This is a genomic window from Actinosynnema sp. NPDC091369, from assembly GCF_044757065.1.
Classification (GTDB): domain Bacteria; phylum Actinomycetota; class Actinomycetes; order Mycobacteriales; family Pseudonocardiaceae; genus Actinosynnema.
The window spans coordinates 295,910-321,346 of sequence record NZ_JBIVUG010000006.1 but is presented as its reverse complement, the minus strand read 5'-3'; the positions used below and the strand labels follow the sequence as shown (position 1 = coordinate 321,346).

General features: G+C 70.7%; 26 protein-coding genes, 2 tRNA genes and 1 pseudogene. 21 read left to right on the top strand and 8 right to left on the bottom strand.

What is annotated here, in order from left to right; all coding sequences use genetic code 11:
• Positions 1-24 precede the first annotated feature (24 nt).
• The 3 genes from dnaG (at position 25) to ACIQMJ_RS24660 (ending at position 3,272) form a co-directional block, all read left to right on the top strand.
• Complete coding sequence (dnaG, locus tag ACIQMJ_RS24670) at positions 25-1,914, top strand: DNA primase (RefSeq protein ID WP_499763351.1); 1,890 nt, start codon at positions 25-27, stop codon at positions 1,912-1,914.
• Entirely contained in the window at positions 1,914-2,462 is a 549-nt protein-coding gene (locus tag ACIQMJ_RS24665; protein WP_499763350.1) for a hypothetical protein, read from the top strand. Before dnaG ends, ACIQMJ_RS24665 begins: the two co-directional genes overlap by 1 nt.
• A 63-nt stretch (positions 2,463-2,525) precedes the next feature.
• Positions 2,526-3,272, top strand: a complete 747-nt coding sequence (locus ACIQMJ_RS24660; protein ID WP_499763349.1) for a trans-aconitate 2-methyltransferase — start codon at positions 2,526-2,528, stop codon at positions 3,270-3,272.
• Between the two features lie 54 nt (positions 3,273-3,326).
• Here the strand turns inward: ACIQMJ_RS24660 and ACIQMJ_RS24655 are convergent, their stop codons facing one another.
• A complete protein-coding gene (locus ACIQMJ_RS24655; protein WP_366198833.1) occupies positions 3,327-3,557 on the bottom strand; it encodes a hypothetical protein in 231 nt (76 codons plus the stop codon).
• A 138-nt stretch (positions 3,558-3,695) separates the two neighbouring features.
• Here ACIQMJ_RS24655 and ACIQMJ_RS24650 point away from each other — a divergent pair.
• The 3 genes from ACIQMJ_RS24650 (at position 3,696) to ACIQMJ_RS24640 (ending at position 4,899) form a co-directional block, all read left to right on the top strand.
• A tRNA-Asn gene (locus ACIQMJ_RS24650) sits at positions 3,696-3,767 on the top strand.
• A gap of 119 nt (positions 3,768-3,886) precedes the next feature.
• A complete protein-coding gene (locus tag ACIQMJ_RS24645) occupies positions 3,887-4,738 on the top strand; it encodes an oxygenase MpaB family protein (protein WP_499763348.1) in 852 nt (283 codons plus the stop codon).
• Positions 4,739-4,824: 86 nt separating this feature from the next.
• Positions 4,825-4,899: transfer RNA gene (locus ACIQMJ_RS24640), tRNA-Ile, on the top strand.
• 136 nt (positions 4,900-5,035) lie between these two features.
• Here ACIQMJ_RS24640 and ACIQMJ_RS24635 read toward each other — a convergent pair.
• Complete coding sequence (locus ACIQMJ_RS24635) at positions 5,036-6,274, bottom strand: hypothetical protein (RefSeq protein ID WP_499763347.1); 1,239 nt, start codon at positions 6,272-6,274, stop codon at positions 5,036-5,038.
• Between the two features lie 419 nt (positions 6,275-6,693).
• On the opposite strand from ACIQMJ_RS24635, the gene ACIQMJ_RS24630 reads away from it, so the two are divergent.
• From ACIQMJ_RS24630 to ACIQMJ_RS24600, 7 genes and pseudogenes are all read left to right on the top strand, one after another.
• Complete coding sequence (locus ACIQMJ_RS24630; protein ID WP_499763346.1) at positions 6,694-7,758, top strand: sigma-70 family RNA polymerase sigma factor; 1,065 nt, start codon at positions 6,694-6,696, stop codon at positions 7,756-7,758.
• Positions 7,759-7,938: 180 nt separating this feature from the next.
• Positions 7,939-9,363, top strand: a complete 1,425-nt coding sequence (locus ACIQMJ_RS24625; RefSeq protein ID WP_499763345.1) for an MFS transporter — start codon at positions 7,939-7,941, stop codon at positions 9,361-9,363.
• A 273-nt stretch (positions 9,364-9,636) separates the two neighbouring features.
• Positions 9,637-9,864, top strand: coding sequence for a hypothetical protein (locus ACIQMJ_RS24620; RefSeq protein WP_499763344.1), 228 nt, complete (start codon positions 9,637-9,639; stop codon positions 9,862-9,864).
• A 5-nt stretch (positions 9,865-9,869) separates the two neighbouring features.
• Positions 9,870-9,914, top strand: a pseudogene (locus tag ACIQMJ_RS24615) (hypothetical protein); the annotation flags it as partial.
• 118 nt (positions 9,915-10,032) lie between these two features.
• Entirely contained in the window at positions 10,033-10,599 is a 567-nt protein-coding gene (locus ACIQMJ_RS24610; protein WP_499763343.1) for an LLM class flavin-dependent oxidoreductase, read from the top strand.
• 119 nt (positions 10,600-10,718) lie between these two features.
• Positions 10,719-10,949 carry a ribbon-helix-helix domain-containing protein gene (locus tag ACIQMJ_RS24605; protein ID WP_073886438.1) on the top strand — a complete coding sequence of 77 codons (231 nt, stop codon included), beginning with the start codon at positions 10,719-10,721 and terminating at the stop codon, positions 10,947-10,949.
• A complete protein-coding gene (locus tag ACIQMJ_RS24600; RefSeq protein WP_499763342.1) occupies positions 10,936-11,283 on the top strand; it encodes a type II toxin-antitoxin system PemK/MazF family toxin in 348 nt (115 codons plus the stop codon). The genes ACIQMJ_RS24605 and ACIQMJ_RS24600 overlap by 14 nt, the downstream gene beginning before the upstream one ends.
• A 78-nt stretch (positions 11,284-11,361) precedes the next feature.
• Here the strand turns inward: ACIQMJ_RS24600 and ACIQMJ_RS24595 are convergent, their stop codons facing one another.
• Together ACIQMJ_RS24595 and ACIQMJ_RS24590 are read right to left on the bottom strand one after the other, a co-directional pair.
• On the bottom strand, positions 11,362-11,556 hold the full coding sequence (locus ACIQMJ_RS24595; protein WP_499763341.1) for a ferredoxin: 195 nt from the start codon (positions 11,554-11,556) through the stop codon (positions 11,362-11,364).
• Entirely contained in the window at positions 11,553-12,752 is a 1,200-nt protein-coding gene (locus tag ACIQMJ_RS24590) for a cytochrome P450 (protein WP_499763340.1), read from the bottom strand. Before ACIQMJ_RS24590 ends, ACIQMJ_RS24595 begins: the two co-directional genes overlap by 4 nt.
• Before the next feature lie 186 nt (positions 12,753-12,938).
• Between ACIQMJ_RS24590 and ACIQMJ_RS24585 the strand changes: the two genes are divergently transcribed.
• From ACIQMJ_RS24585 to ACIQMJ_RS24575, 3 genes are read left to right on the top strand one after another with little or no spacing between them, the layout of a single operon-like run.
• Complete coding sequence (locus ACIQMJ_RS24585; RefSeq protein ID WP_499763614.1) at positions 12,939-13,811, top strand: ABC transporter ATP-binding protein; 873 nt, start codon at positions 12,939-12,941, stop codon at positions 13,809-13,811.
• Positions 13,808-14,659 (top strand): ABC transporter permease, encoded by an 852-nt coding sequence (locus ACIQMJ_RS24580; RefSeq protein ID WP_499763339.1) that lies wholly within the window; start codon positions 13,808-13,810, stop codon positions 14,657-14,659. Before ACIQMJ_RS24585 ends, ACIQMJ_RS24580 begins: the two co-directional genes overlap by 4 nt.
• Positions 14,656-14,895, top strand: a complete 240-nt coding sequence (locus ACIQMJ_RS24575; protein ID WP_033437276.1) for a helix-turn-helix transcriptional regulator — start codon at positions 14,656-14,658, stop codon at positions 14,893-14,895. Before ACIQMJ_RS24580 ends, ACIQMJ_RS24575 begins: the two co-directional genes overlap by 4 nt.
• A gap of 43 nt (positions 14,896-14,938) precedes the next feature.
• On the opposite strand, the gene ACIQMJ_RS24570 is transcribed toward ACIQMJ_RS24575, so the two are convergent.
• Both ACIQMJ_RS24570 and ACIQMJ_RS24565 read right to left on the bottom strand, forming a co-directional pair.
• Entirely contained in the window at positions 14,939-16,138 is a 1,200-nt protein-coding gene (locus tag ACIQMJ_RS24570; protein ID WP_499763338.1) for a macrolide family glycosyltransferase, read from the bottom strand.
• A 90-nt stretch (positions 16,139-16,228) separates the two neighbouring features.
• Positions 16,229-16,813 (bottom strand): TetR/AcrR family transcriptional regulator, encoded by a 585-nt coding sequence (locus tag ACIQMJ_RS24565; protein WP_499763337.1) that lies wholly within the window; start codon positions 16,811-16,813, stop codon positions 16,229-16,231.
• Positions 16,814-16,873: 60 nt separating this feature from the next.
• On the opposite strand from ACIQMJ_RS24565, the gene ACIQMJ_RS24560 reads away from it, so the two are divergent.
• From ACIQMJ_RS24560 to ACIQMJ_RS24540, 5 genes are all read left to right on the top strand, one after another.
• Positions 16,874-17,977, top strand: coding sequence for an FAD-dependent monooxygenase (locus ACIQMJ_RS24560; protein WP_499763336.1), 1,104 nt, complete (start codon positions 16,874-16,876; stop codon positions 17,975-17,977).
• 201 nt (positions 17,978-18,178) lie between these two features.
• On the top strand, positions 18,179-19,339 hold the full coding sequence (locus ACIQMJ_RS24555) for a nitric oxide synthase oxygenase (protein WP_499763335.1): 1,161 nt from the start codon (positions 18,179-18,181) through the stop codon (positions 19,337-19,339).
• An 83-nt stretch (positions 19,340-19,422) separates the two neighbouring features.
• Positions 19,423-20,520: a Re/Si-specific NAD(P)(+) transhydrogenase subunit alpha gene (locus ACIQMJ_RS24550; protein ID WP_499763334.1), complete on the top strand. Its 1,098-nt coding sequence runs from the start codon at positions 19,423-19,425 to the stop codon at positions 20,518-20,520.
• A complete protein-coding gene (locus ACIQMJ_RS24545) occupies positions 20,517-20,837 on the top strand; it encodes an NAD(P) transhydrogenase subunit alpha part 2 (RefSeq protein ID WP_499763333.1) in 321 nt (106 codons plus the stop codon). The genes ACIQMJ_RS24550 and ACIQMJ_RS24545 overlap by 4 nt, the downstream gene beginning before the upstream one ends.
• Complete coding sequence (locus ACIQMJ_RS24540) at positions 20,834-22,201, top strand: NAD(P)(+) transhydrogenase (Re/Si-specific) subunit beta (protein WP_499763332.1); 1,368 nt, start codon at positions 20,834-20,836, stop codon at positions 22,199-22,201. Before ACIQMJ_RS24545 ends, ACIQMJ_RS24540 begins: the two co-directional genes overlap by 4 nt.
• On the opposite strand, the gene ACIQMJ_RS24535 is transcribed toward ACIQMJ_RS24540, so the two are convergent.
• Entirely contained in the window at positions 22,198-24,249 is a 2,052-nt protein-coding gene (locus ACIQMJ_RS24535; RefSeq protein WP_499763331.1) for a putative bifunctional diguanylate cyclase/phosphodiesterase, read from the bottom strand. The two genes, ACIQMJ_RS24540 and ACIQMJ_RS24535, sit on opposite strands and share 4 nt — an antisense overlap.
• Positions 24,246-25,052: an SAM-dependent methyltransferase gene (locus ACIQMJ_RS24530; protein WP_499763330.1), complete on the bottom strand. Its 807-nt coding sequence runs from the start codon at positions 25,050-25,052 to the stop codon at positions 24,246-24,248. Before ACIQMJ_RS24530 ends, ACIQMJ_RS24535 begins: the two co-directional genes overlap by 4 nt.
• Positions 25,053-25,437: the final 385 nt, after the last annotated feature.

Below are 25,437 nucleotides of genomic sequence, written 5' to 3'. Positions count from 1 at the left end.
CTGCCAGCACTAGACTCGCTCGACGTGGCAGGACGCATCCGGGAGAGCGACATCGCGGTGGTGCGCGACCGCAGCCGGATCGACGAGGTCGTGGGCGACCACGTCTCGCTGCGCCGGGCCGGTGGCGGTGCGCTGAAGGGCCTGTGCCCGTTCCACGACGAGAAGTCGCCGTCGTTCAACGTCCGCCCGTCGCACGGCACGTTCCACTGCTTCGGCTGCGGCGAGGGCGGCGACGTCATCGCGTTCGTGATGAAGATCGAGCACCTCGGGTTCGTGGAGGCGGTCGAGCGGCTGGCCGACCGGGCGGGCATCCAGCTCACCTACGAGGGCGGCGGCGCGACCATCCAGCGCGACCGCGGCACCCGAAGCCGGCTCATCGAGGCGCACCGGGTCGCCGCCGAGTTCTACGCCGAGCAGCTGACCACGCCGGACGCGCTGGCCGCGCGGGAGTTCCTGGCGCAGCGCGGTTTCGACGAGGCCGCGGCACGGCAGTTCGGCTGCGGCTTCGCGCCCGGCGGTTGGGACAAGCTCACCAAGCACCTCCTCGGGCGCGGGTTCGAGCTGACCGAGCTGATCAAGGCCCAGCTGACCAAGGAGGGCAGGCAGGGCCCGATCGACCGGTTCCACCGCAGGCTGCTGTGGCCGATCCGCGACATGGGCGGCGAGGTCGTCGGGTTCGGCGCGCGGCGCATCTTCGACGACGACCCGATCCAGGCCAAGTACCTCAACACCAGCGAGAGCCCGATCTACAAGAAGTCCCAGGTGCTGTTCGGGCTGGACCTGGCCAAGCGGGAGATCGCCAAGCGCAGGCAGGCCGTGGTCGTCGAGGGCTACACCGACGTGATGGCCATGCACCTGGCGGGCGTGCCCACGGCGGTCGCGTCCTGCGGCACGGCGTTCGGCGCGGACCACATGAACGTGCTGCGCCGGCTGCTCATCGACGACTCGCTCAACGGCGAGGTGATCTTCACCTTCGACGGCGACGCGGCCGGGCAGAAGGCGGCGCTCAAGGCGTTCGAGGGCGAGCAGGCGTTCTCCGCGCAGACCTACATCGCCATCGCGCCGGACGGCATGGACCCGTGCGAGCTGCGGCAGGCGAAGGGCGACGTGGCCGTGCGGGACCTGGTGGCCCGCCGCACGCCGCTGTTCGAGTTCGCCATCAAGACCCGGCTGCGCGACTACGACCTGGACTCGGTCGACGGCCGGGTCGAGGCGCTGAAGGTCATGGTGCCGTTCGTGGCGCAGATCAAGGACCGGGCCAAGCGGGACGGCTACGCGACCCGGCTGGCCTGGTGGGTGGGCTGGGACGACGAGGCCGCCGTGGTGCGCCGGGTGCGCGAGACCGCGACCGGTCGCGCGCCCGCCGCTCCCCGCCGCGCCGCGCCGGTGGACCCGAACCAGGGCGCGCTGGACGTCGACGGCCCGCCGCGCCCGGACCCGCGCGACCCGGCGCTGTGGGCGCAGCGCGAGGCGTTGAAGGCCGCGGTGCAGCTGCCGGAGATGGCCGGGCCGTACTACGACTCGCTGCCCGACGAGGCGTTCACGCACCCCGCGTACCTGGCGCTGCACCAGGCGATCCGGGAGGCGGGCGGGGTGTCGTCGGGGCTGGCCGGTCCGGCGTTCCTGGACGCCGTGTCGCAGGCGTGCCGGCAGCAGGCCGTGCGGTCGGTGCTCACCGAGCTGGCCGTCGAGCCGCTGCGGGTGAAGTCCGAGGACGAGTACCGGTACGTGCAGGGCGTCCTGGCGGGCCTGCAGAAGATCCTGGTGGCCAAGCAGATCGCCGAGATCAAGTCCCGGCTGCGGCGGGTCTCGCCGGTGGAGGAGCCGGACGAGTACCGGCACCTCTTCGGCGACCTGATCGCGCTGGAGGAGTACCACAAGGCGTTGGGCGAACAAGCGGTGGGCGGGCTGTGATGGGGCTGTTCCGGAGGATTTTCGGCTCGGGCGCGCCCGAGGGGTTCACCGGGTCGCTGGACGCCGACGAGAACGTGCTGGCGTCGGCCGCGGTCGGCTCGTCCTGGCTCGTGGCGACGTCGCACGGGCTGTGGTTGCCTGACCCGGGGCAGCCCGATCCGGCACAGCCCGATCCGGTTCAGCCCGGTCCGCGCCGGGTCGGGTGGCACCTGATCAGCAAGGCGACGTGGCGCGGCAACGCGCTGGTGGTGGTCGAGGCGGTCGAGGACGGGACCGCGGGCGGCGCCGTGGTGCTGCGCGACCTGCCGCCGCAGCGGTTCCCGCTGGAGTCGCCCGGCAAGGTGCCCGAGGTCGTGCACGAGCGCGTGACGGGGTCGATCAAGTCCCGGGAGCACAACGGGACGGTCGGCGCGTGGTTCGTGCAGCGGAAGGTCGCCGGGCGGGACGGCGTGGTGCTCCAGGTGCGGCCCGATCCCGGGGTCGACGTGGAGCGAGTCCGCGAGGTCGCGGCCTCGGTGGCGGCGAAGATCGCCGAGCTGCGCGGTTGACGAGTAGCAGTACGCGCGTACTGTAGGTAGCAGTACGTCCGTACTGTTGCTGGGGGTGCGCACATGTGGGATCCGGGGCGGTACCTGGCGTTCGCCGACCACCGGTCGCGGCCGTTCCACGAGCTCGTGGCCCGCATCGGGGCCGAGTCGCCGCGCCGGGTGGTCGACCTGGGCTGCGGTCCGGGGAACCTGACCGGGACGTTGGCGCGGCGGTGGCCGTCCGCGGTGGTCGAGGCGCTGGACTCGTCGCCGGAGATGGTCTCGGCGGCACGGGCGCGCGGGGTCGACGCGCGGCTGGGCGACGTGACGACGTGGGAGCCCGGGCCGGACACCGACGTGGTCGTGACGAACGCGGTGTTGCAGTGGGTGCCCGGGCACGAGGACCTGCTGCGGAAGTGGGCGCGGGCGCTGCCGTCCGGCGCGTGGCTGGCGATGCAGGTGCCCGGCAACTTCGCCGGGCCGTCGCACGAGCTGGTGCGGTCACTCGTGGCCGAGTCGTGGCCCGCGTTGCGCGGGTTGCTGCGGCCCTCGCCCGTGCTCGACCCGCGCGGGTACGCCGAGGTGCTCGACGGCTGCGCGGTGGACGCGTGGGAGACGACGTACCTCCAGCGGCTGGAGGGCGAGGACGCCGTGCTGGAGTGGATCACCGGGACGGCGCTGCGGCCGATCCGGGCGGCGTTGGACGACGGCGGGTGGGCCGCGTTCCGGGGTCGGTTGGCGCCGCTGCTGCGCGAGGCGTACCCGCCGCGGGCGGACGGCACGACGTGGTTCCCGTTCCGCCGGGTTTTCGCGGTGGCGCTGGTGCCGTAGACGTGCGCCGAGGCCGCCCCGGGGTTCGAGGCGGCCTCGGTCGGCGCGGGTCGGTCAGTTGGCGCGCGGGATGACGGGGTCGCGCCGGTGGCCGTTGGCGTTGGGCTGGTGCCGGCGGAAGCCGGTCTTCTCGCCCACCTTGGCGCGCACGATGCCCGCCGCGCCCTGGACCGCCGGGTGGTCGGCCAGGGAGCGGTAGGCGCGCACGATCTGGTCGTAGCGCTGGCGTCCGGCGCGCGCCCCTAGGACGTAGCCGACGGCGGCGCCGAGCAGGATGCCCTTCATGAGGTGGTCCTCTCCTGGAGATCGTGCCTGGTCACACCCCTTCCTACCCCATGAGGAGGGGGGTGTGCGCGAGCACTGTTCCGGATGCGCTAGAGTTACGTCCTGTCGGGCCGAGAGGCCCGGCCCACAACAGAACAATCCCCCTTAGCTCAATGGCAGAGCATTCGACTGTTAATCGAAGGGTTACTGGTTCGAATCCAGTAGGGGGAGCGCGATGGCAGCCCCAGGCCGGTCGGCCTGGGGTTTTGTCGTCTCATGGGGCCGGGGTACCCGCGAGTCACCCGTTTGTCACACGTTCGGGGCCGGTTTCTTGGGGCAGGCTGGGCCGCATGGCCGACCGCTTCGACCGTTTTGCCATCCGGCGCCGGATCACGTCCCTGGACCCCGAGCGGGACCACGCCGAGATCATGCGCCTGTCGTCGGGGTACGAGTTCCCGTGGGACTACGTGCGGGCGCTGGAGTTCGCCCTGTTCCGGACCTACTGCGTGCCGTCGATCTCGGCGTTGCTGGCGAAGACGGGCGAGTTCGAGCGGTGGCCGCAGAAGCGGTACGACGACACCGCGCTGCTGATGGCGGAACTGGTCGAGCACGGCTACGACTCGCCGCGGGGCCGTGAGGCGTTGCGGGTGGTGAACCGGCTGCACGGGCGGTACGACATCTCGAACGACGACATGCGGTACGTGCTGTCGACGTTCATCTTCGACCCGATCGAGTGGATCACGAAGTTCGGCTGGCGGCCGTTGACCGACCACGAGCGGCTGGGCGCGTTCCACTTCTACTCCGCCGTCGGGGCCCGGATGGGCATCAAGGCCCTGCCACCCACCTACGAGGGCTACCTGGCGTTCAAGCGGGAGTACGAGGACGCTCACTTCACCTACAGCGACACCAACCACGCGATCGGCCGGTACACGCTGGACCTGTTCTGCTCCTGGTACCCGGTGCCGCGCGCCCTGACCGCCAAGGCCGTCCTGGCCATGCTGGACGGCCCGATGCTGACCGCGTTCGGCTTCCCCCACCAACCCCGCTGGCTGACCGGCGCCGCCCACACGGCCCTGCGCCTGCGCGCCACCACCGTGCGCCACCTCCCGCCCCGCAGGACACCGCACCTGACCAACGCGAAGAACCGAACCTACCCGGGCTACCCCACGGGCTACCGCCCCACGGACCTCGGAGCCCCGTAGCCCGCCAGTGCACAGCTTGGTCACGCCACCCGGGTTGTCGAGACGCGGGGGATCTCCCCTCTGTACCCTCCGGAACCGCACGTCAGGGGGCGGTAGCTCAGCCGGTCAGAGCAGCGGACTCATAATCCGTCAGGTCGTGGGTTCGAACCCCACCCGCCCCACCGGCTGACCAGCGTGAACGCTGGGTCGGTGAGCAGTTGCCGCAGCGGGTCGAGCGCTGGTGGGCGGCCATGAGGTCGTGGCCGCCCACCAGCCCCTTGGTCGGCGTCGGGGTGGTGGATGCGGTGCAGTGGTGGATCAGGCCGGGGGTTGGTCGGGGTAGGTGACCTCGAACCGTTCGTCCGGTGTCTCGGGAGTGGTCAGCCGGCCGTCGGCAAGGGTGGAGAACGTGACGAGGACCGAGGGCAGCTCGGAATCGCCGATCGGCTCCCCGAGTGCCAAACCGGACAGGTCCAGCTCGCCCGAGGTGAGTTCTACGTCGGCGAAGCTCATCCGGACGAACTCGTTCAGCTCGGCTCCCCGGAACACCACCTTGCCGCCGGTAATGCGCGACTCGTCGAACGTCGCGTGGCCGAGGTTCCCCACGGGCGGGCAGTTGCTCGCCTGGGTGAACTCGGTGTGGCCGAAGTAGGTGGTTCCGCCGCTGAACTCCGATTTTCGGAAGAAGAGGTTGAAGTTGGTGAAACTGGCGCCTCCGAAGTGGGTGATGCCCGAGGCGAACTCGGCTTCGTCGAAGAAGAGGACAGCACCTTCGAACCTGGTCTGGAAGAAGGAGGCGCCGGCGCCGAAGTAGCACCGCTCGAAGTGGAACCAGCCGTCGTTGCGGTCGTCGCTCCTGCGTTCCAGCCCGGTGAACTTCGCGTCGCTGAAGTCGACCTCCTTCTTGAAGTGGCTTCCGTAGAGGTTCACTTTGTCGTACGTCCCGCCGGAGAAGTCGAAGTCCAAGTCACACCAGGAGTCCGGGTCCGCGGGGTCGGTGAGGTGCTGCCTGATGACGTCGAAGATCGTTTTTCTCACCAGCGACTCGTCGTCGTTCTCCAGGCTCGGCCGGTACGGCATCCGCAAGTAGGCGCACAAGAGGTCGACGCACATCTGGCGATTCTCAGGCCAGTCGTCGGCGAGCCTTCCGATCGCGTACACACCTGCCAGTCGGACGGGTGCGCGGTCGTGCCCCAATTGGGCTGCCGCATCCTGGTAACGCTTGCTCAGGTGCTCGGCGTCGGCTCGGTGGCTGGTCGCTTCGTCGATTCTCTGCTTGCGGTACGCGTAGACGAGTGCGAATGCTCCCGCCACAAGCGTGGCAGCGGACACCGTGGTCTTGACCAGATCATGCAGTTGCGCACCCGAGATCAGCCCCGAGGCGGGTGGGAACAACTTGACGCCCGACAGCCACGCTATCCCGAAGAGCAGCAGCGCGGCGGCCAGTGCGAATGCCAACAACGTGGCCAGCGCGGCGACCAGGAGGCCGGGCAGGTTCGGCGTGTGCCTGCCGCCCGGCCTGTTCTTCTTGACCGGCTTCTTGTGGTGTTCTCTCACTGTTCGACCCCGCTGGGTGGGTGGTGGCTGGACTGCCGCGCCGAGTGAGCGGCACCGCTCATGATCCGGCAGGTCGCTCGGGCACCGGGGCTCGCGTCGTGGCGGGACAGGTGCCACGGCCAAGCGGCGACACCCGTGTGCTTCGGGCCGAAGTGGGGTTCGACCCGTGCTGGTGGGCGTCGGTGCAGGTCAGGGCGGTTGGTGGGGGTTGGTTGGCGGGGTCGGGTGGAAAAGTTCGGTGGGGAGCGACCAGTTTTCGGTGGTGGCGGTGTCCATCCCTTCGAGAGCACATCTCGACCGCTTCGCCAGGCCGACCCGACCCCACCCGCCGTCGCACGTCAGACCTGTCGCGCCACCGTCCAATGCCGCCATCGGTCCTGCCCGAGCGCGCGGTGACCACAGGAACATGAGGAGCCACCATGCGAGGGATCCCGCCGGTCAGGGGAACCGACGCCTCGGCCCGGCGCTCGGCCGAGGGTTTGCTCGCGTTGGCGCGCAGTGGGGACGGGGAGGCGTTCCGGGGGCTCGTGGAGCCCTTCCGGCGGGAGTTGCAGGTCCACTGCTACCGCATCCTCGGCTCCGTGCAGGACGCCGAGGACCTGTTGCAGGAGACGTTGCTGGCGGCGTGGCGCGGGATCGGCGGGTACGAGGAGCGCGCGTCGGTGCGGACGTGGCTCTACCGGATCGCCACCAACCGCTGTCTCAACGCACTGCGGGCCGGCACCCGTCGTCCGAACGACTATGCGGCCTACCAATCGGAGGTCCCGTTGCCCGAGCCATCTCACCGCCGCGCGGAGCCGAGCTGGCTGGAGCCGTACCCCGACGCACTGCTCGACGAGATCGCCGACGACATGCCGGGGCCGGAGGCGCGCTACGAGGCCAGGGAATCGGTGTCCCTGGCATTTCTGACCGCCTTGCAGCAATTGCCGCCGAAGCAGCGGGCCGTGTTGGTGCTGCGGGATGTGCTCGGCTTTCGGGCGGCCGAGGTCGCGAACATCCTCGACACCTCCGAGAACGCGGTCACGAGCGCTTTGAAACGGGCCCGGAGCGCGCTGACGCAGGAACTGCCCGGTCGCGACCGGGAAAGCGCACCGCTGCCGAACTCGCCGCAGGAACGCCGGATCGTGGACGACTTCACCCGCGCGTTCCAAGCCGGTGACGTGGACGCGGTGGTGGACCTGCTGACCAATGACGCGCGGCTCACCATGCCGCCGCTGCCGCTGGAGTACCAGGGACTGGACGCCATCCGCCACTTCCTGGCCACGGTGGCGCTGCGCGACGGGATGAGCCACGTGCTGATCCCGACGCGCGCCAACGGCCAACCGGCCTTCGGCTGCTACCTGCGCGACCCGCGGACCCCGATCCTGCACGCGCACGGCGTGCTGGTGCTGACCCTCACCGGTGCGCGGATCACCGGCCTCACCAGATTCCACGACAACTCCCTGCTGCCCATCTTCGGACTTCCTCGATCACTCCGCGAATAACCCCGAGCGGCTGACTGCGAATCCGCCGCAGTCGATCCGACAGCACGTCCACGGAAAGTGCACGCGACAGGTCGTGCACGGGATGAACGGCAAGGCTGTGGCACTCGTCCACGGCATCTGCCTGCACTTTTTACCGATGAAGTAAACCGAAGGAGAACGGTGAGTACCGAAACAGGACGAATGTCGTCCAAACAGGCGTGGACATTGGGGCTCGCCTCACTGGCGTCGTTCATGATGGCCCTGGACAGCCTTGTCGTCACCACCACGCTGAGCACGATCCGCGCGGACCTGACGGCGTCGATCGAACAACTGGAATGGGTTGTCAACGCGTACAACCTGACCTTCGCGGTGTTGCTGCTGACCGGCGCGGCACTCGGTGACCGGTTCGGTCGCCGCAAGATGTTCAACACCGGTCTGGCGCTGTTCACCGTCGCGTCGGTGGCCTGTGCGCTGGCGCCGAACATCGTCTTCCTGATCGTGTCCCGAGCCTTCCAGGGCGCCGGGGCCGCGATGGTGCTGCCGCTGTCGCTCACGCTGATCACCGCGGTGTTCCCGCCGCAGACGCGCGGCAAGGCGATGGGCCTCTACCTGGGCCTGACCGGTCTGGCCACGCTGAGCGGCCCGTTCATCGGCGGCGCGATCGCCCAGGGCCTGGCCTGGCAGTGGATCTTCTGGCTGAACCTGCCGATCGGCATCGTCGCGATCCTGCTCGCGTCGCGCAAGGTCGACGAGAGCACCGGCCCGAACAACAAGCTCGACCTGGGCGGCCTCGTCCTGGTGACCCTGGGCGCGTTCGGCATCATCTGGGCCCTGGTGCGCGGCAACGCGGCCGGGTGGGGCAGCGCCGAGGTCGTCGCCTCGATCGTGATCGGCGTCGCGCTCATGGTCGCGTTCGTGTTCTACGAGAAGCGCACGCCGCGGCCGATGGTCCCGATGGCCTTCTTCAAGCTGCGCGCCTTCTCCACCGCCAACCCGGCGAACTTCTCGGTGTTCGCCTCGCTGTACGGCACGATGTTCTTCCTCGCGCAGTACTTCCAGGTCGTCAAGGGTCACGGCCCGCTGGTCGCCGGCCTCATGCTGATGCCGTGGACCGGCACGCTCATGGTGTGCGCGCCGATCGCCGGTCGACTGGTCGACAAGGTCGGTGAGCGCAAGTTCGTCGTCGGCGGCCTGTTCCTCCAGGCGGTCAGCATGGCGTGGATGGCGATGGCCATCGACACGGACACCTCGTACCTGGAGATCCTGCCCGCGCTGGTCATCGGCTCGGTCGGCATCACCGCGGCCATGCCGGCCGCGCAGAAGGCCGTCGTGAGCGCGGTGCAGCCGCAGCAGATCGGCCAGGCGTCCGGTGTGTTCATGATGCTGCGCATGTTCGGCGGCGTGTTCGGCACCTCGGTGTCGGTCGCCGTGTTCGGCGCCGTCGGCGGTTACGCCACGGCGGAGTCGTTCGCCGACGGCTTCTCCGGCTCGATGACCGCGGTCGCCATCCTGGCGTTCGTCGGCATGCTGATCGGTCTGGCGATGCCGAGCAAGCGTCCGGCTGCCGCCGCCCCGGCCGCCGCGCCGCAGCCGGCCGCCGCCGTCCCGCAGGCCGAGAAGGCTTAGGGCGACGGGCGCTCGACAACTGCACAAACTGCTGCACAACGGCAACCGCGCAATAGTCGCGAACGTCGGCCACTTCCGGCCGGCGTCCGTGACTATTGCTTCTCGGGTCATTGTTCGACAGTCGGCGAAGTGGTTTTGACCTGCGACTTCGTGTTCCCGTTGAGGTCTGACGGGTAGGGCATGTGAGAAGAAGCGGTTTCTTTCAGCGGTGTGCTAATAATTAGTGGCATCCGGCGGGAGACGGTTGTGGGAATTCTTTGAGAGGAGTCCAGTGTGGGCGCAGAAATTGGTGTCGCGCTGCCTGTCCGTGAGTACTCGATGCTGTACCCGACCGACGCGGCGGCCCCGCTGATCAGCCTGGCGCGCAAGGTCGAGGAGCTGCGGTTCGACTCGGTGTGGGTCGGCGACTCCTTCGTCACCCGGCCGCGCCTGGAGCCGCTGGCGCTGCTGGGTGCGATCTCGATGGTGACGAGAACGTCACCATCGGCACGGCGGCGCTGACGGCCGTGCTGCGGGAGCCGAAGTCGCTGGCGCACGCGATCACGCCGCTGGACCAGCTCGGCAACGGCCGGTTGAAGATGGGCCTGGGCATGGGCGAGCCGCTGCCGGTGAACAACGAGAGCGACCTGGTCCTGATGTCCTACACCGAGCGGATCACGCGTCGACGAGATGGTGCGGGCGTTCAAGACGGTGTGGGAAGGCCGCGAGGGCGACCTGAAGGGCCAATACTACGACCTGAACGAGCTGCGTCAGCAGGGCCCGCCGAAGACCCAGGGCGGTCCCGGCATCTACCTGGTCGGCAACGGCAAGCCGAAGGCCGTCCGCTGCACCGCCGAGATGTACGACGGCTGGATGCCGGTGCACATCGACGCGGAGGGCTACCGCCACTCGCTCGGCCGGATCCGGGAGCACGCGGAGAACTTCGGCCGCAACCCCGACGACATCCGCCCGACGATGTACATCGACGTCAACATCGGCCAGGACACCGCCTCGGGCGAAGCGGCGCTCAACGACTACACCACGCGCTACTACCAGCTGCCCCAGACCACCATGTCGAACTACCAGAACTACTTCGGCGGCACGGAGAAGGGCCTGGTCGAGCACCTGCGCGAGTTCGTCGAGGCGGGGTGCCGGCACATCATCCTGCGCATCAACACCTTCACCGACTACGACGACATGCTGCGGGTCATCGGCGAGAACGTGGTGCCCGCCATCCACGAGATCGAGGTGGGCTGACGCCGCGCGAGGTCACCGGGGCGGGCGATTGCGAGCGCAATGGCCCGCCCTCCCACGAGCGGCGCGGGCCCTCGCCGGCCGGGTTCCTACCCGGTAGGACCGGAGGTAGCATCGGTGGTATGAAAATCAGTGTGAGCCTCCCCGAGGAGGACGTAGAGTTCGTTGATCGCTACCTGCGGCAACACCGGAGCGCCTCCCGGTCGTCGGTGATCCACCAGGCGATCACGTTGCTGCGCGAGGCGGGTCTGGAGAACGCCTACGCGAGCGCGTGGGAAGAGTGGGAAGCCGGAGGGGACGCCGACATGTGGGACGTGACCGCGCCAGACGGTGTCCACGATGCGGCGAGGTGACATCTACTGGGTGGACCTGGAGCCGGCGCAGGGCGCCGAGGCGAACAAGATCCGCCCGGCCGTCGTCGTGAGCAACGACGCGGCGAACCGGGCCGCCGGACGGGGCGGCCGGGGTGTGGTGACCGTGGTCCCGATCACCTCCAACACCGCGAAGGTGTACCCGTTCCAGGTGCTGCTGCCCGCCAAGGACTGCGGGCTCGGCGCGGATTCGAAGGCCCAGGCCGAGCAGGTGCGCACGGTCTCCGCGGCCCGGCTCCGCGCCCGGATCGGCGGCCTGCCGCCCGCGGTGCTCAAGCAGCTCGACGACGCCCTGCGCGTGCACTTGTCGCTCTGAGCGACCGCCGCGCGACCGCCTCACGGTCACCGGCCGACCGCCGCCGGGACCGCCCGTGGACGGCCCCGGCAGCTCTGATCACCCCACGACGCGGATGGCCCCGGCCGGGCACAGGTGCGCCGCTTCACGCGCCGCCTTCTCGTGCTCGCCCGTCGGTGACGGCTCGAGCAGCACGACCGTCCCGTCCGCCTCGTCCTGGTCGAACACCGCCGGGTCGGTCAGCGCGCACATGCCCGATCCCGCGCAGCGGTCCGGATCGACTTCGATCTTCACGAGAACTCCACCGGCAGTTCGTGCACCCCGTAGATCGCCATGTCGGTGCGCAGTTTGACATCCTCCGCGGGCACCGCCAGCCGCAGGTCCGGGAACTCCCGGAACAGCGCGCTGAACCCGACCCGCATCTCGATCCGGGCCAGCTGCTGGCCCAGGCACTGGTGCACGCCGTGGCCGAACCCGAGGTGCCCGGACGCGGATCGGCGGACGTCGAACTCGTCCGGCCGCTCGAACCGCGCCGGGTCCCGGTTGGCGGCGGCCACCGAGATGGAGACCGACTCGCCCGCCCGGACCACCACGCCGCCGATCTCCACGTCCTCCAGCGCCGTGCGCAGCGTGCCGAACTGGATGATCGTCAGGTACCGCATCAGCTCCTCGACGGCGTTGTCCACCAACGACGGGTCCGCCCGCAGCGCCGCCAGCTGGTCGGGCCGCTGCAACAGCAGCAACGTCCCGATGCCCAGCATGTTCGCCGTGGTCTCGTGGCCCGCGACGAGCAGGAGCAACCCCATGTTGGCGACTTCGGAGTCGGTCAGCTCGCCGGTGGCGACGAGCCCGGTCAGCATGTCGTCGCCCGGCTCCACGTGCTTGCGCTCGGCCAGCCGGAGCACGAACTCCTCCAGCCGCTCGAACGCCGCCATGATCTCGTCCATCGTGGAGTCCAGGCTCAGCAGCTTCGCCGTGTCCTGCTGGAACGACTCCCGGTCCTCGTAGGGCACGCCCAGCAGCTCGCAGATCACCATCGACGGCACCGGCAGCGCGAAGTTCGCCACCAGGTCCGCGGGCGACCCGGACGCGCGCAGCGCGGCCAGGTGCTCGGCCACGATCTGCTCGATCCGCGGCATGAGCTGGTTCATCCGCCGCACGGTGAACTGCCCGGTGAGCAGCTTGCGGTACCGGGTGTGGTCGGGCGCGTCCATCCCGATGAACATGCCCGGCTTGGCCGGCGGCCGTTGCGCCACCGGCTGGCCCGCGACCATCCGCGGCGAGTGCTGGAGCTCGACCCGGCTGCTGAACCGCCGGTCCGCGTGCACCTCGCGGGCCAGCTCGTAGTTGGTCACGAGCCACCCCAGGTGCCCGTCGGGGAACTTCATCCGGCTGATCGGCGCCCGTTCGCGGAGCAACCCCAACTCCGCGGGCGGGTCGAACGCCGTGGTGCGTTGGGTGGGCAGCTCGGAGTACAGCGTTTCGGTCATCTCGCACACCTCCCAGTGCGTTAAGGGACCTACTTCGCAACATACAGAAGTTTCACGAACCCGTGAAGTAAATATGGCGTAGGGAAGGGGTGTAGTACGACTGATAGCAGGTGTGCTACAAAATGCCCAAGAACTCCAACACGGGGAGGTGAGGGGTCCTTGGTCATCGAGGTGCGCGATCTGCGGATGCGCTACGGCACGACGGACGTGCTGCACGGGGTGGACTTCACCGCGGGGCCGGGCGAGGTGGTGGCCCTGCTGGGGCCCAACGGCGCCGGCAAGACCACGACGATCGAGATCCTGGAGGGCTTCCGGCTGCCCTCCGGCGGGCACGTCCGGGTGCTGGGCGTCGACCCGGCGACCGGTGACGAAGCCTGGCGCGCCCGGCTCGGCGTGGTGCTCCAGTCCTGGCGCGACCACGGCCGCTGGAAGGTGCGCGAGCTGCTGCACCACCTCGGCCGCTACTACGAGCCCTACGCCACGCCGGGCCAGTCGCGGCCGTTCGACACCGACGAGCTGATCGAGACCGTCGGCCTGGCCGAGCACGCGCACAAGAAGATCAGCGGCCTGTCCGGCGGCCAGCGGCGGCGGCTGGACGTGGCGATCGGCATCGTCGGCAAACCCGACCTGCTGTTCCTGGACGAGCCGACCGCCGGGTTCGACCCGCACGCGCGCCGCGACTTCCACGACCTGGTGCACCGGCTGTCGGACCTGGAAGGCATGACCATCCTGCTGACCACCCACGACCTGGCCGAGGCGGAGAAGCTGGCCGACCGCATCCTGGTGCTCGCGGGCGGCCGGATCATCGCCGACGGCAGCCCCGACCGGCTCAGCCGCGAGGTGGCGGGCAAGTCCGAGGTCCGCTGGACGCACGACGGCCTGCGGCACGTGCACACGACCGACGACGCGACGGCGTTCGTGCGCGACCTGTTCCGCCAGCACACCAGCGGCATCTCCGAGCTGGAGGTGCGCCGCAGCACGTTGGAGGACACCTACATGGCACTCGTGCAGCGGCACGAGAGCGGGCAGGCGACGGAGGAGGAGGTGGCGCTGCGGTGAACGCCAAGGCGCAGGCGATCCGGCTCGGCGTGGACCGCGGCGTGCGCGAGTTCCGCCACTCGATGGGCAGCTCGGACCAGTTCTACAACCTGTTCACCGGGCTCGCCGCGCTGGTCGTGCTGTGGTTCCAGCGCGACTCGTCGGTCGAGGGCTCCGGCGTCTCGCTCGCCGCGCTCACCCTGCCCGGCATGCTCGGCATGGGGATGGTGTTCGGCGCGCTGGTCGGGCCCGCGGGCCAGCTCGCCATCAACCGGGAGGACGGCACGCTGCTGCGCGCCAAGGCGGTGCCGAACGGCATGATCGGCTACCTGGTCGGCCGCACCGTGCAGACGTCGCTGGACTCGTTGTCCGGTCTGGTGGTCGTGCTGGTGCCCGGCCTGCTGCTGGTGGACGTGCTGGAGGGCGCGGGGGTGGGCGGTGTGCTCGGCCTGCTCGCGGTGCTGGCGCTCGGCATGGCGTCGATGCTGCCGTGGGGCGCGGTGGCCGGGTCGATCACCAAGAGCCCCAGCGGCGCGATGGGCATCACCATGCTGCCGATGATGGGCATCATCGCGATCTCGGGCATCTTCTACCCGATCACCGCGATGCCGGGCTGGTTGCAGGGCGTGGCGCAGGTGTTCCCGGTGTACTGGGCGGGGCACGGCGCCAGGGCGGCGCTGCTGCCGGACGCGGCGGCGGCCGCGGAGCTCGGCGGCACCTGGCGGATCGCGGGGATGGCGGGCGTGCTCGGGGTGTGGGCGGTGGTCGGTTTCGTGCTAGCGCCTACGATCCTGCGTCGGATGGCTCGCCGGGAGTCCGGATCGGATATGGAGCAGCGCCGACAGGCGGCGTTGCAGAGGGTGCGATGAGCGAAAGCGTCTACAACCGGATCGCGATGCTGCGCGCGGAACGGGGTGTGTCACGCCGGCAGCTCTCCGAGGCGTTGGGCATCCACTACCAGACCGTGGGCTACCTCGAACGGGGCGAGTACAGCCCCAGCCTGTACCTGGCGCTGCGCATCGCGCAGTACTTCGAGGTGCCGGTGGAGGTCGTGTTCTCGACCGACCCGTTCCCCCGGTTGGGCAGCTCCGAGCGGTCCGCGTAGACGAGCGAGGGGGGCGGTGCCGACGCGCACCGCCCCCTTCGCGCTACCTCAGCTCGGCCTCGATCACGTCGGCCGCCGCGGCCGTTCCGCCCGCCGCCCGGATCTCGGCCTTGATCGCGGCGAGCCGCCGGGCCACCTCCGGGTCGTCGGCCAGCTCCAGCACGGCCGACCGCAGCCCGGCGGCCGTGACCTCGTCGCGCGGGATGTGCCTGCCGACGCCGAGGTCGACCAGGCGCAGCGCGTTCATGGCCTGCTCGCCGATCATCGGCAGCCCGATCATCGGCACGCCGTGGTAGAGCCCTTCCATCGTGCCGCCCATCCCGCAGTGCGTGATGAACACCTTGGCGTGCGACAGGATCTCCAGCTGCGGCACCCACCGGTGCAGCTCCACGTTGGCCGGCGGCTCGCCCAGCTCGACCGGGTCGACGTGCTTGCCGATGCTCATCACCACGTGCCAGTCCAGGTCGCCGAACGCCTCGAAGCACCGCCGGTAGATCTCCGGCTCGTCGGTGTAGGCCGACCCGAGCGAGATCAGCAGCACCGGCCGGTCGTCCGCGGGACGCTCCCACGTGCCCTGGAACGACGACCGGTCGCTCAGGCACGGTCCCACGAACGCGTACTTCGGGTGCACGGACTCGTGGTTGGGCTGGAACGACCGCGCGATGCTCACCACCGCCCGGTCCGGGTCGGCGACGTAGGCCGGGCCGGGGGTCGCCACGCCCTCGGCGGCCAGCCACTCGTCCAGCTCCTCGTAGAACGCGCGCACCTCGGGCTGGTCGACCATGTCGCCCATCTCCTCCTCCCAGCCCTCGTACGTGACGAAGGTGGGGGAGAACTGGACGGCCGGCACGCCCCAGCGGCCCGCGAGCACGCGCGCGGTCCACGCGCCGATGTCGTACACGACGACGTCCGGCCGGTCATCGGCGTACGCGGCCTCCAGCACCGGCAGCACCGTTCGGGCCTCGGCCAGGAACAGGTGCATGGCCGGTGCCAGCTCGGTCGGCCAGCGCTGGTCGTCGGTGGGCAGGGTCGTGGGGTGGACGACCGGCCGCGCGCCGGCCCGCTCGACGACGTCCGCGAAACCGGGGTCGACCGCGTAGCTGACCCGGTGGCCGCGGTTCACCAGCTCGGTGACGACGGGCAGCGTCGGGTTGACGTGGCCGTGGCCGGGGATGTTGAAGAAAGCGATGTGGGACACGGGAATCTCCGCATGGGTGAAGGGTCGGCTCGAAAACCCCGTCACGCGTCACGCGTGGGGGTGGACGGCTGCCTTCGCTCAGAGGTAGAGGACCCGGAACATCCACATGCCTACGACACTAGCGACGGGCGCCACTCATTTCCCGAGCACGCCGCGCAGCGCCGCCCGGACCGCCGCGGTCAGCTCGGCCACGCTCTCCGGCGTCCCGGGAGCCGGTGCGCCGAGCGCGCCCGCGCCCACCAGCCGGTCGAACACCAGACCGTCCACGAACGCCACCAGCTCCCGGCTCTGCCGCTCCGGGTCCGGCGCGCCCAACGCCGCCAGCAGCTCCCGCGCCTGGGCGCGCGGCCGTTCGCCGTGGGCCAGGACGCCGCGCAGCTCGTGGTGGTGGGTGGCCTCCAGCAGGCACGCGTACCGGGCCAGCGTGCGCTCCCGGCCGGTGGTCATCCACCGGTCCAGCACGTGCGCGACCGCCTCGGCGAGCAGGTCGGGGTCGAGCGTGACGCTCAGCCCCGCCTCCGCCACCTCGGCGTCGTCCAGGTCGGCGAGCCGCTGCACGACGCCCTCGACCAGCGCCTTGCGGGTGCGGAAGTAGGCCGAGGTCGAGCCGGTCGGCACGCCCGCCTGCGCGTCCACCGCGCGGTGGGTCAGCCCGCGCATGCCCTTGGTGGCCACCACGTGGATCGCCGCGTCGGCGAGGGCCGCCATGCGCTCCGTCACAGTGCGTCCTCCTTCTACAGCTGTAGAGTACTGGCATCTACAGCTGTAGAAGGAGTGGGCATGAAAGCGGTCGTGGTGGGCGGTGGCCTCGGGGGTGTCACGGCGGCGGTCGCGTTGCGGCAGGTCGGCTGGGAGGTCGAGGTGCTGGAACGCGCACCGGAGTTCGGCGAGGTCGGCGCGGGCGTCGGCGTGATGCCGAACGCCCTGCGGGCCCTGGCGGCGCTCGGGCTGGCCGACGACGTGCGGCGGATCGGCACGCCCCGCGTGCCCGGCGGCATCCGCGACCCGAGGGGCCGGACGCTGACGCGGGTCGACGCTTCGCCCGAGGACCACGTGGTCGCGGTGCACCGGGCCGACCTGCACCGGGTGCTGCGGTCGGCGCTGCCGTCCGCGTGCCTGGTCACCGACACCGAGGTGACGTCCGCGGACGACCTGGACGCCGACCTCGTGGTCGCGGCGGACGGCCTGCGCAGCCGAACCCGGCAGGCGCTGTTCCCCGGGATGCCCCAGCCGGTGTACGCGGGCACGACGGCGTGGCGCAGCGTGACGACGGCCGCGTTCCCCCGGGACCTCGGTCTGAGCCAGACCCTCGGCCCCGGCACCGAGTTCGGCGTCCTCCCGCTCGGTGACGGCCGGGTCTGCTGGTACGCGGCCACCATCGCGCCCGCCGGCGGCCGTTCGGCGGACGAGCTGGGCGAGGTCCGCCGGCTCGTCGCCGACTGGCACGACCCGATCCCCGACCTGCTGGACGCCACGCCGCCGGACGCCGTGCTGCGGCACGACATCCACGAGCTGGCCGCGCCGCTGCCGACCTACGTGCGCGGCCGGGTGGCGCTGCTCGGCGACGCGGCCCACGCGATGACGCCCTACCTGGGTCAAGGCGCGTGCATGGCGATCGAGGACGCCGTGGTCCTGGCCGCGGCGTGCGCCCGCGCCGACGACGTGCCGAGCGCGCTCGCGGAGTACGACCGGCAACGCCGGCCGCGCACCCAGTCGATGGCGAAGGCGTCGCGGATGCTCGGTCGGGTGGGGCACAAGTTGCGCAACCCGGTGCTCGTGAAGGTGCGCGACACCGCCGTGCGCGCCGTCCCGCCGTCGATCGGGCTGCGCGGGATGGCGAAGTTCATGGCGTGGACGCCGCCGTCGTTGTCACCCGATAGGTGAATATGCTGCTGTGAGGTAAATCACAAGTAACCGCCGCGATTCGGGCGGATAACGATCCAATATCACTCGTTTTCGCAGGATGTGTCACCCTTCTGCGCGATCAAGCACTTACTGTCCGCCATCGCCGGTCGGTCCTCACGGCACTTCGGCACCCGGCACGGCGGTGCAGCGACGGCGAAGGTCCAACTACGGTGTCCCGCCATGGCCCCCGTCCCCCCGAGTCCGGCTGAAGCCATTCCCCTGCACGACTCCGCCGCACCCGCCGTCGACCTCGCCGAGGCCGAGGAGTTCCTCCGACTGCACCACTCCGAGCACCCCGAGCTCGGTCCCGTCGAGTACCGCCTCGCCGAGATGCACGCCGAGGTCGCCGCCACCGGCACCTACCGCCACACGCCCGACGAGCTGACGTTCGGCGCACGGGTGGCGTGGCGCAACAGCGCGCGCTGCATCGGCCGGCTGTACTGGCGCAGCCTCAAGGTCCGCGACCTGCGGGACCTGCGCGACCCCAAGGAGATCGCGGACGAGTGCGTCGAGCACCTCAAGCTCGCCGGCAACGGCGGCAAGGTCCGCCCGGTGATCAGCGTGTTCGCGCCCGACGAGCCCGGCAGGCCCGCGCCGCGCATCCGCAACGAGCAGCTGATCCGGTACGCGGGCTACGTCGGCTCGGACGGCGGCGTGCTGGGCGACCGGCGCAACGCCGAGCTGACCGCCGCGGCGATCGACATGGGGTGGCGCCCGCCCGCCCGGCGCGGACCGTTCGACGTGCTCCCGCTGATCGTGGAGCGGGAGGACGCCGAGCCCGCCCTGGTCGAGCTGCCGCCCGACGCGGTGCTGGAGGTGCCGATCGGCCACCCCGAGCTGCCGTGGCTGGCCGACCTCGGGCTGCGCTGGCACGCCGTGCCCGCGATCAGCAACATGCGGTTGCGCATCGGCGGGATCGACTACCCGGCCGCGCCGTTCAACGGCTGGTACATGGGCACCGAGATCGGCGCCCGCAACTTCGCCGACGTCGACCGCTACGACCTGCTGCCCTACCTGGGCAGGCGGATGGGGTTGGACACCTCGTCGGTGCAGACGCTGTGGAAGGACCGCGTGCTGGTCGAGCTGAACCGCGCGGTGCTGCACTCGTTCAACCGGGCGGGCGTGACGATCACCGACCACCACACCGAGTCCGACCGGTTCCTCACGCACCTCAAGAAGGAGGAGGCGGCGGGCCGGTCGTGCCCGGCGGACTGGACGTGGATCGTGCCGCCGATGTCGAGCGGCATCACCAGCGTCTTCCACCGGTACTACGACAAGCGCGAGCTGGTGCCCAACTTCTTCCCCGGCGACACCACGGGCGTCTGCCCGGTGATCCACTGAACGTCTCAGCAAGACGTATGTACGGTTAACGTTAAAGTCCATGTGTGGCGTAGATCACCTCAGCGCGGCTAGGGTGACTCTCCGTGAGAGTGGGCATACCCGTCGAGGCGCGGCCCGCTGAGCGCCGCGTAGCCGGTCTACCGGAAACGGTGACCACGCTGATCGGTGCCGGACTCACGGTCGACGTGCAAGCCGGAGCGGGCCGACACGCCCACGCCTCGGACGCCGCCTACCGCGCAGCCGGTGCGAACGTCATCGCCGACCACCCGGCCGGGCAGTCCGACGTGGTCGTCTCCGTCCAACCGCCGACCCCCGAGCAGGCCGCCGCCCTCCGCGAGGGCGACATCACCATCAGCTTCCTCCAACCGGCCGCCGAGCCCGAGCTCGTCGAGGTGCTCAAGGACCGGAAGGTCACCGCGTTCAGCCTCGACCTGCTGCCCAGGGTGACCCGGGCGCAGTCCGCGGACGCCCTGTCGTCGCAGGCCCTCGTGGCGGGCTACCGGGCGGTGATGGAGGCGGCGAGCCGGCTGCCGAAGTTCCTGCCCATGTTCACCACGGCGGCGGGCACGATCCCGCCCGCCAAGGTGCTCGTCCTCGGCGCGGGCGTGGCCGGCCTCCAGGCCATCGCCACGGCACGACGCCTCGGCGCCGTGGTCGAGGCTTACGACGTGCGCGCCGCCGCCAGGGAAGAGGTGAAGAGCCTCGGCGCGCGGTTCCTCGAACTGGACCTCGAAACCCAGCGGGGCGTGTACGCCGAAGCGCAGTCGGAGACGTTCCTGGAGCGCCAGCGCGAGCTGATCGCGGACCGGGTCGCCGCCTCCGACGTGGTGATCTCCACCGCCGCCATCCCGGGCCGCAAGGCGCCCGTGCTGGTCACCAACGACATGCTCAAGGCGATGGCGCCGGGCTCGGTGGTGGTCGACCTGGCCGCCGAGTCCGGCGGCAACGTCACCGCGAGCAGCCCGGGTGAGGAGACCTGGGTCGGCGAGGTGCTGGTCTACGGCGCGAAGAACATGCCCAGCAGCATGCCCGTGCACGCCAGCAGGCTCTACGCGCGCAACGTGGCCAACCTCCTGATGATGATGACCAAGGACGGCCGGGTGGTCCCCGACCTCACCGACGAGGTGCTGTCCGGCTGCTGCCTCACGCACGCGGGAGAGCTGAGGAGGGAGCTGCCGTGATCGACCTGTTGACGATCTTCGTGCTGGCCGTGTTCGTCGGCTTCGAGGTCGTGTCCAAGGTGTCCACGATCCTGCACACGCCGCTGATGTCCGGCGCGAACGCGATCCACGGCGTGATCCTGGTCGGCGCCATCCTCATCACCGGCCGCGCCGAGCACGCGCTGGAGGTCACCCTCGGCCTCCTGGCGGTCTTCCTGGCCACGGTCAACGTGGTCGGCGGCTTCGTGGTCACCGACCGGATGCTGGAGATGTTCAAGGGCCACAAGGGCAAGCCCGTGAAGAGTGCGTCCAACGGGCACAAGGAGGTGGGGGAGTGAGCCCCACCTGGGTCCAGCTCGCGTACCTGGTCGCCGCGCTGTGCTTCGTGCTGGCGCTCAAGGGGCTGAGCACGCCGAAGCACGCCCGCGCGGGCAACCTGCTCGGCGCGGCGGGCATGGCGCTGGCCGTCGTCACCGCCTACGTGCACGGCGCCGTGCACAACGGCCTGCTGATCCTGCTCGCCGTCCTCGTCGGCGTGGCCGTGGGCATCCCGGCCGCGCGGTCGGTGAAGATGACCGCGATCCCGCAGATGGTGGCGCTGTTCAACGGCGTGGGCGGCGCGGCGGCGGCGCTGGTGGCGTTGACCGAGTTCCTGGCCGTGCCGCACGGCTCGGTGCTGTTCCAGGTCGCCACCGTGCTCACCGTGCTGATCGGCTCGGTCAGCTTCTCCGGCAGCGTGGTCACGTTCCTCAAGCTCCAGGAAATCATGACCACCCGGCCCGTGCTGCTGCCCGCGGGCCAGTTCCTCGCCATCGGCGTGGCCGCGGTGAGCGCGCTGCTCGCGCTGTCGGTCGTGCTGACCGGGAACAGCGTGCTGCTGGTGCTGCTGGCGCTGGCCGGTCTCGCGCTGGGCGTGCTGTTCGTGCTGCCGGTGGGCGGCGCGGACGTGCCGATCGCGATCTCGCTGCTCAACGCGTTCACCGGCCTGGCCGTCGCCGCGTCCGGTTACGTGCTGGCCAACACCCTGCTGATCGTCTCCGGCACGCTCGTCGGCGCGTCCGGCACGATCCTGACCCGGCTGATGGCCCAGGCCATGGGCCGGCCGCTGACCAACATCCTGTTCGGCGCGTTCCAGACGACCACGGCGACGGCGGCCACCGACGAGCAGCGCACCGTCCGCGCCGGCACCGTCGAGGACGTGGCGATCCTGCTCGGCTACGCCCACTCCGTGCTGGTGGTACCCGGTTACGGCCTCGCCGTGGCGCAGGGCCAGCACGCGGCGCGGGAACTGGCGCAGGTGCTGGAGCAGCGCGGCATCACCGTCCACTACGGCATCCACCCCGTCGCGGGCCGGATGCCGGGCCACATGAACGTGCTGCTCGCCGAGGCGGACGTGCCGTACGAGCACCTCAAGGAGCTCGACGACGTCAACCCCGGCATCGGCAGCGTCGACGTGGTGCTGGTGGTCGGTGCGAACGACGTGGTCAACCCGGGCGCGCGGGACGAGCCGAGCAGCCCGATCTACGGCATGCCGATCTTCGACGTGGACCGGGCCAAGGCCGTGGTGTTCATGAAGCGCTCGATGCGGCCGGGCTTCGCGGGCGTGGACAACAGCCTGCTCTACAACCCGAAGACGACCATGCTGTTCGGCGACGCCAAGGAGTCGCTGACCAAGCTGCTGGCCGCGGTGAAGCAGGTCTAGGCCAACTCGTAGGGCGGCACGGCGGGCGCGAGGTGGTCGCCGAACGCGGCGTCCGCCTCGACCCGCGTCCACCACCGCGCCCGGTCCTCCGTGGACAGGTCCGGCACCAGCACCGACACCCCGGACGAGCGGAGCAGCGCCACCATCCGCTCCACCGCGGTGTGCAGGAACGACTCGGGCCGCTCGGCGAGCCGGCGCACCACCGACGGGTCGAGCACCAGCGCGTCCACCGGCAGCTCGTCCAGCAGCGACAGCTCGGCCTGGCCGCCGTTGAACCGGGTCAGCCCGGTGGCGATCCCGTTGTCCCGCAACACCTGCGCGTTGTCCTCGCCGGAACCTTCGAGCATCGAGCGGGTGTCCAGGAAGATCCGCAGCCGGGACGCGGGCAGCCCGGTCTCGTCCAGCGTCCGCTTCACCGTGCGGACCAGGTCCTCGTCGCGCGACTGCATCGGCGACAGCTCGAAGAACAGCGTGCCGAACGACTCCGGACCGGTCGCGTCGCCCGCCGCCTCGCGCAGCGCCCACTGGCCCAGCGCCAGGGACAACCCGGTCTCCTCGGCCAGCTCCACGCACTCGTCGTGCCCGGCGCCGTCCCAGCGCAGCCGGGCCACGTGCCCGAGCACCCGCCCGTCCGCCAGGCCGACCACGGGCTGGTACTCGACCTCCAGCTCCCGCTCGGCCAGCGCGCCGGGCATCCGCGCGGCCCGCGCCTGCCGCTCCCGCAGCACCTGGTCGGCGTGCCCGTCGTAGGTCAGCCACTGCCGCTTGCCGCCCGCCTTGGCGCGGCGCAGGGTCGCGTCGCCCGCGCGCAGGACCTCCGCGACGTCCCACCCGGCGGGCGGCCGGTCGACCACGCCGATGGACGCGGACACGGCCACGCCGTTGTCCATGGGCCGCTGCAACGCCTCGTTGATCCGGTCGACCATGACGGGCACGGTCGGCGTGCCCGGCGCGTTGTCCACCACGATGGCGAACTCGTCGCCGCCCATCCGCGCGACCAGCGCGACCTCGTCCGCCACGACGGCTTCGAGCCGGTGGCCGACCTCGGTGAGCAGCCGGTCGCCGACCGCGTGCCCGAGGCCGTTGTTCACCAGCGAGAACGCGTCCAGGCCGAGGTGGTAGAGCGTGATGCCGCCGCGGGACGTGCCGTGCAGGGCCTCCAGCCGGGTGGCGAAGCGCTGCCGGTTGGACAGGCCGGTGAGCGAGTCGTGCAGCAGCTGGAAGTCCAGGTTCTTCTGGAGCAGGTGCAGTTCGCTGACGTCCTCGACCATGGTGACGTGGTACGCGGGCTCGCCGTCCGCGTCGCGCAGCAACGACACCGCCAGGTGCACCCACACCGGCTCGCCGTCCTCGCGCAGCAACCGCCGCTGCTCGCGCACGCGCGCCACCCGGCCCTCGCCCACCGCCCGGTACCTGGTCGCCAGCCCCTGGGCGTCCTCCGGGTCGAACAGCTCGACCAGCCGCCGGCCGGTCAGCTCGCCGCGGTCGCGGCCGATCATCTCGGCCAGCGCCTCGTTCACCTCGACGCACCGGCCGCCCAGGTCGGTGATCACGATGCCGAACGCGGAGGAGTCGAACACCTCGCGGAACCGGGCCTCGCTGACCTTGAGCACGCGCTCGGCGCGCAGCTTGGCCGCCAGGAGCGCGCGCTTGACCTCTTCCTGCTGGTCGAACGCGTCCAGTCGCATCGCGGTGGCGAAGCCGGTGCTGACGCTGCCCAGGATGGCGACGACCTTCTCCGCCAACCGCGGCACGTCGCGCAGCTCGGGGCTGAACAGCAGGGCGTGCCCGAGCACGTCCACCGTGCGCTGCAACGTGTCCGGGCCGGTGAAGTGGGCTTGGACCAGCCGGTGGCCGACCACGTCGACCGGGTCCACGGCGAACGGCTCGGCCTGGACGGCGTCGGCGATCAGGTCCACGAGGTCGAGCAGGAACAGCTCGATCTCGATCGGCGACATCGGGACGTACGCGGTGGGGTAGACCGCCCGCATCCACTCGCGCGCGATGTCCTGCCGCCGGGTCCGAGCGGGTGGCGACACGTCGCTCACGCCTTGCGCCCCACCCCGGCGAAGATGCCCGCCCGGTCGGCGTCCTCCTCGAGGGAGCCTTCCTCCGGCCGCCACCGCGGCAGCGGCACCACGCCCGGCTCGACCAGCTCGAAACCCTCGAAGAAGGCGCTGATCTCGGCGTGGGTGCGGGGGTACATCGGGTTCGCGCTGTCGCGCATCACGGCCACGACCCCGGACATCTCCTCGGGTTGCAGGTCGGAGGTGAACTGGGACAGGGCCAGGTGGCTGCCCGGCGGCACGGCGTCGCGGTACGCGGCGACCACGCCGGTCGGATCGCGGTCGGGCGGCACGAAGTGGAAGACCCCGACGGTGAGCACGCCGATCGGCTCGGCGAAGTCGATCAGACCTGTGTCGCGCACGCCCGCGAGCACGGCGTCCGGGTCGGTCATGTCCTCTTGCAGGATCGCGGACCGGTCGTCGTCGGCCAGGAGCATCCGGCTGTGCGCGACGGCGACGTCCTCGTAGTCCACGTACACCACGCGCGACTCGGGCGCGGCCCTCTGCGCGATCTCGTGCACGTTGCCGACGGTCGGGATGCCGGAGCCCAGGTCGAGGAACTGCCGCACGCCCGCGTCGACCAGGTGCAGCACGGCCCGGCGCAGGAACGCGCGGTTGAGGCGGGCGATGGTGCGGGCGTTGGGCTGGGCCGCGAGGAACTTCTCCGCGAGCTCCCGGTCGGCGGCGAAGTTGTGGCCGCCGCCGAGCAGGTAGTCGTAGAGCCGCGCGGCGCTGGGCAGACCGGTGTCGACCTCGTCGGGGACCCAGCTCCGCCGTTCCGCCACCGCTTCCTCACCCGTGTGTGTGCTCGTGCGAGCCCTTCGCCCCACCGGGGCGAGGTTACTGACCCGGCGGGACCAGAGGGCAGGGGACGGGGACGCTTGTCCCCGATCGGCGTACAAACGATCAGCCAGGTGATCACTGTGAGTGTGTCGGTTGCCACTCTCGGTCCTCATCCCGAGTGGGCGGCCGTGACACCCGGCGGACGTCCGGTCCGGCCACTGTGGACGGTGAGGCGCCCGCTCGGGTGATGCGGCCGGACCGTCCCGCGATGCGGGCGGGTGGAGTGTGACGCGGCTCGCGTCGAACCGGCCTCCCGCAGCACCCGGACCCACTGTTCTCGTGGCCGGCCGAAGTGTTCCGCCGCAGGTGGAGCGTCTGCGGCGGCCG

Excerpts from the sequence above, each read along its gene's own strand:
- ACIQMJ_RS24590 (WP_499763340.1), bottom strand. The coding sequence starts at position 12,752 with ATGACCGAAACGCTGTACTCCGAGCTGCCCACCCAACGCACCACGGCG.
- ACIQMJ_RS24585 (WP_499763614.1), top strand. The coding sequence starts at position 12,939 with ATGCGCTACGGCACGACGGACGTGCTGCACGGGGTGGACTTCACCGCG.
- ACIQMJ_RS24560 (WP_499763336.1), top strand. The coding sequence starts at position 16,874 with ATGAAAGCGGTCGTGGTGGGCGGTGGCCTCGGGGGTGTCACGGCGGCG.
- ACIQMJ_RS24575 (WP_033437276.1), top strand. The coding sequence starts at position 14,656 with ATGAGCGAAAGCGTCTACAACCGGATCGCGATGCTGCGCGCGGAACGG.
- ACIQMJ_RS24555 (WP_499763335.1), top strand. The coding sequence starts at position 18,179 with ATGGCCCCCGTCCCCCCGAGTCCGGCTGAAGCCATTCCCCTGCACGAC.
- ACIQMJ_RS24610 (WP_499763343.1), top strand. The coding sequence starts at position 10,033 with ATGGTGCGGGCGTTCAAGACGGTGTGGGAAGGCCGCGAGGGCGACCTG.
- ACIQMJ_RS24630 (WP_499763346.1), top strand. The coding sequence starts at position 6,694 with ATGCGAGGGATCCCGCCGGTCAGGGGAACCGACGCCTCGGCCCGGCGC.
- ACIQMJ_RS24655 (WP_366198833.1), bottom strand. The coding sequence starts at position 3,557 with ATGAAGGGCATCCTGCTCGGCGCCGCCGTCGGCTACGTCCTAGGGGCG.
- ACIQMJ_RS24605 (WP_073886438.1), top strand. The coding sequence starts at position 10,719 with ATGAAAATCAGTGTGAGCCTCCCCGAGGAGGACGTAGAGTTCGTTGAT.
- ACIQMJ_RS24665 (WP_499763350.1), top strand. The coding sequence starts at position 1,914 with ATGGGGCTGTTCCGGAGGATTTTCGGCTCGGGCGCGCCCGAGGGGTTC.
- ACIQMJ_RS24600 (WP_499763342.1), top strand. The coding sequence starts at position 10,936 with ATGCGGCGAGGTGACATCTACTGGGTGGACCTGGAGCCGGCGCAGGGC.
- ACIQMJ_RS24645 (WP_499763348.1), top strand. The coding sequence starts at position 3,887 with ATGGCCGACCGCTTCGACCGTTTTGCCATCCGGCGCCGGATCACGTCC.
- ACIQMJ_RS24660 (WP_499763349.1), top strand. The coding sequence starts at position 2,526 with ATGTGGGATCCGGGGCGGTACCTGGCGTTCGCCGACCACCGGTCGCGG.
- ACIQMJ_RS24625 (WP_499763345.1), top strand. The coding sequence starts at position 7,939 with ATGTCGTCCAAACAGGCGTGGACATTGGGGCTCGCCTCACTGGCGTCG.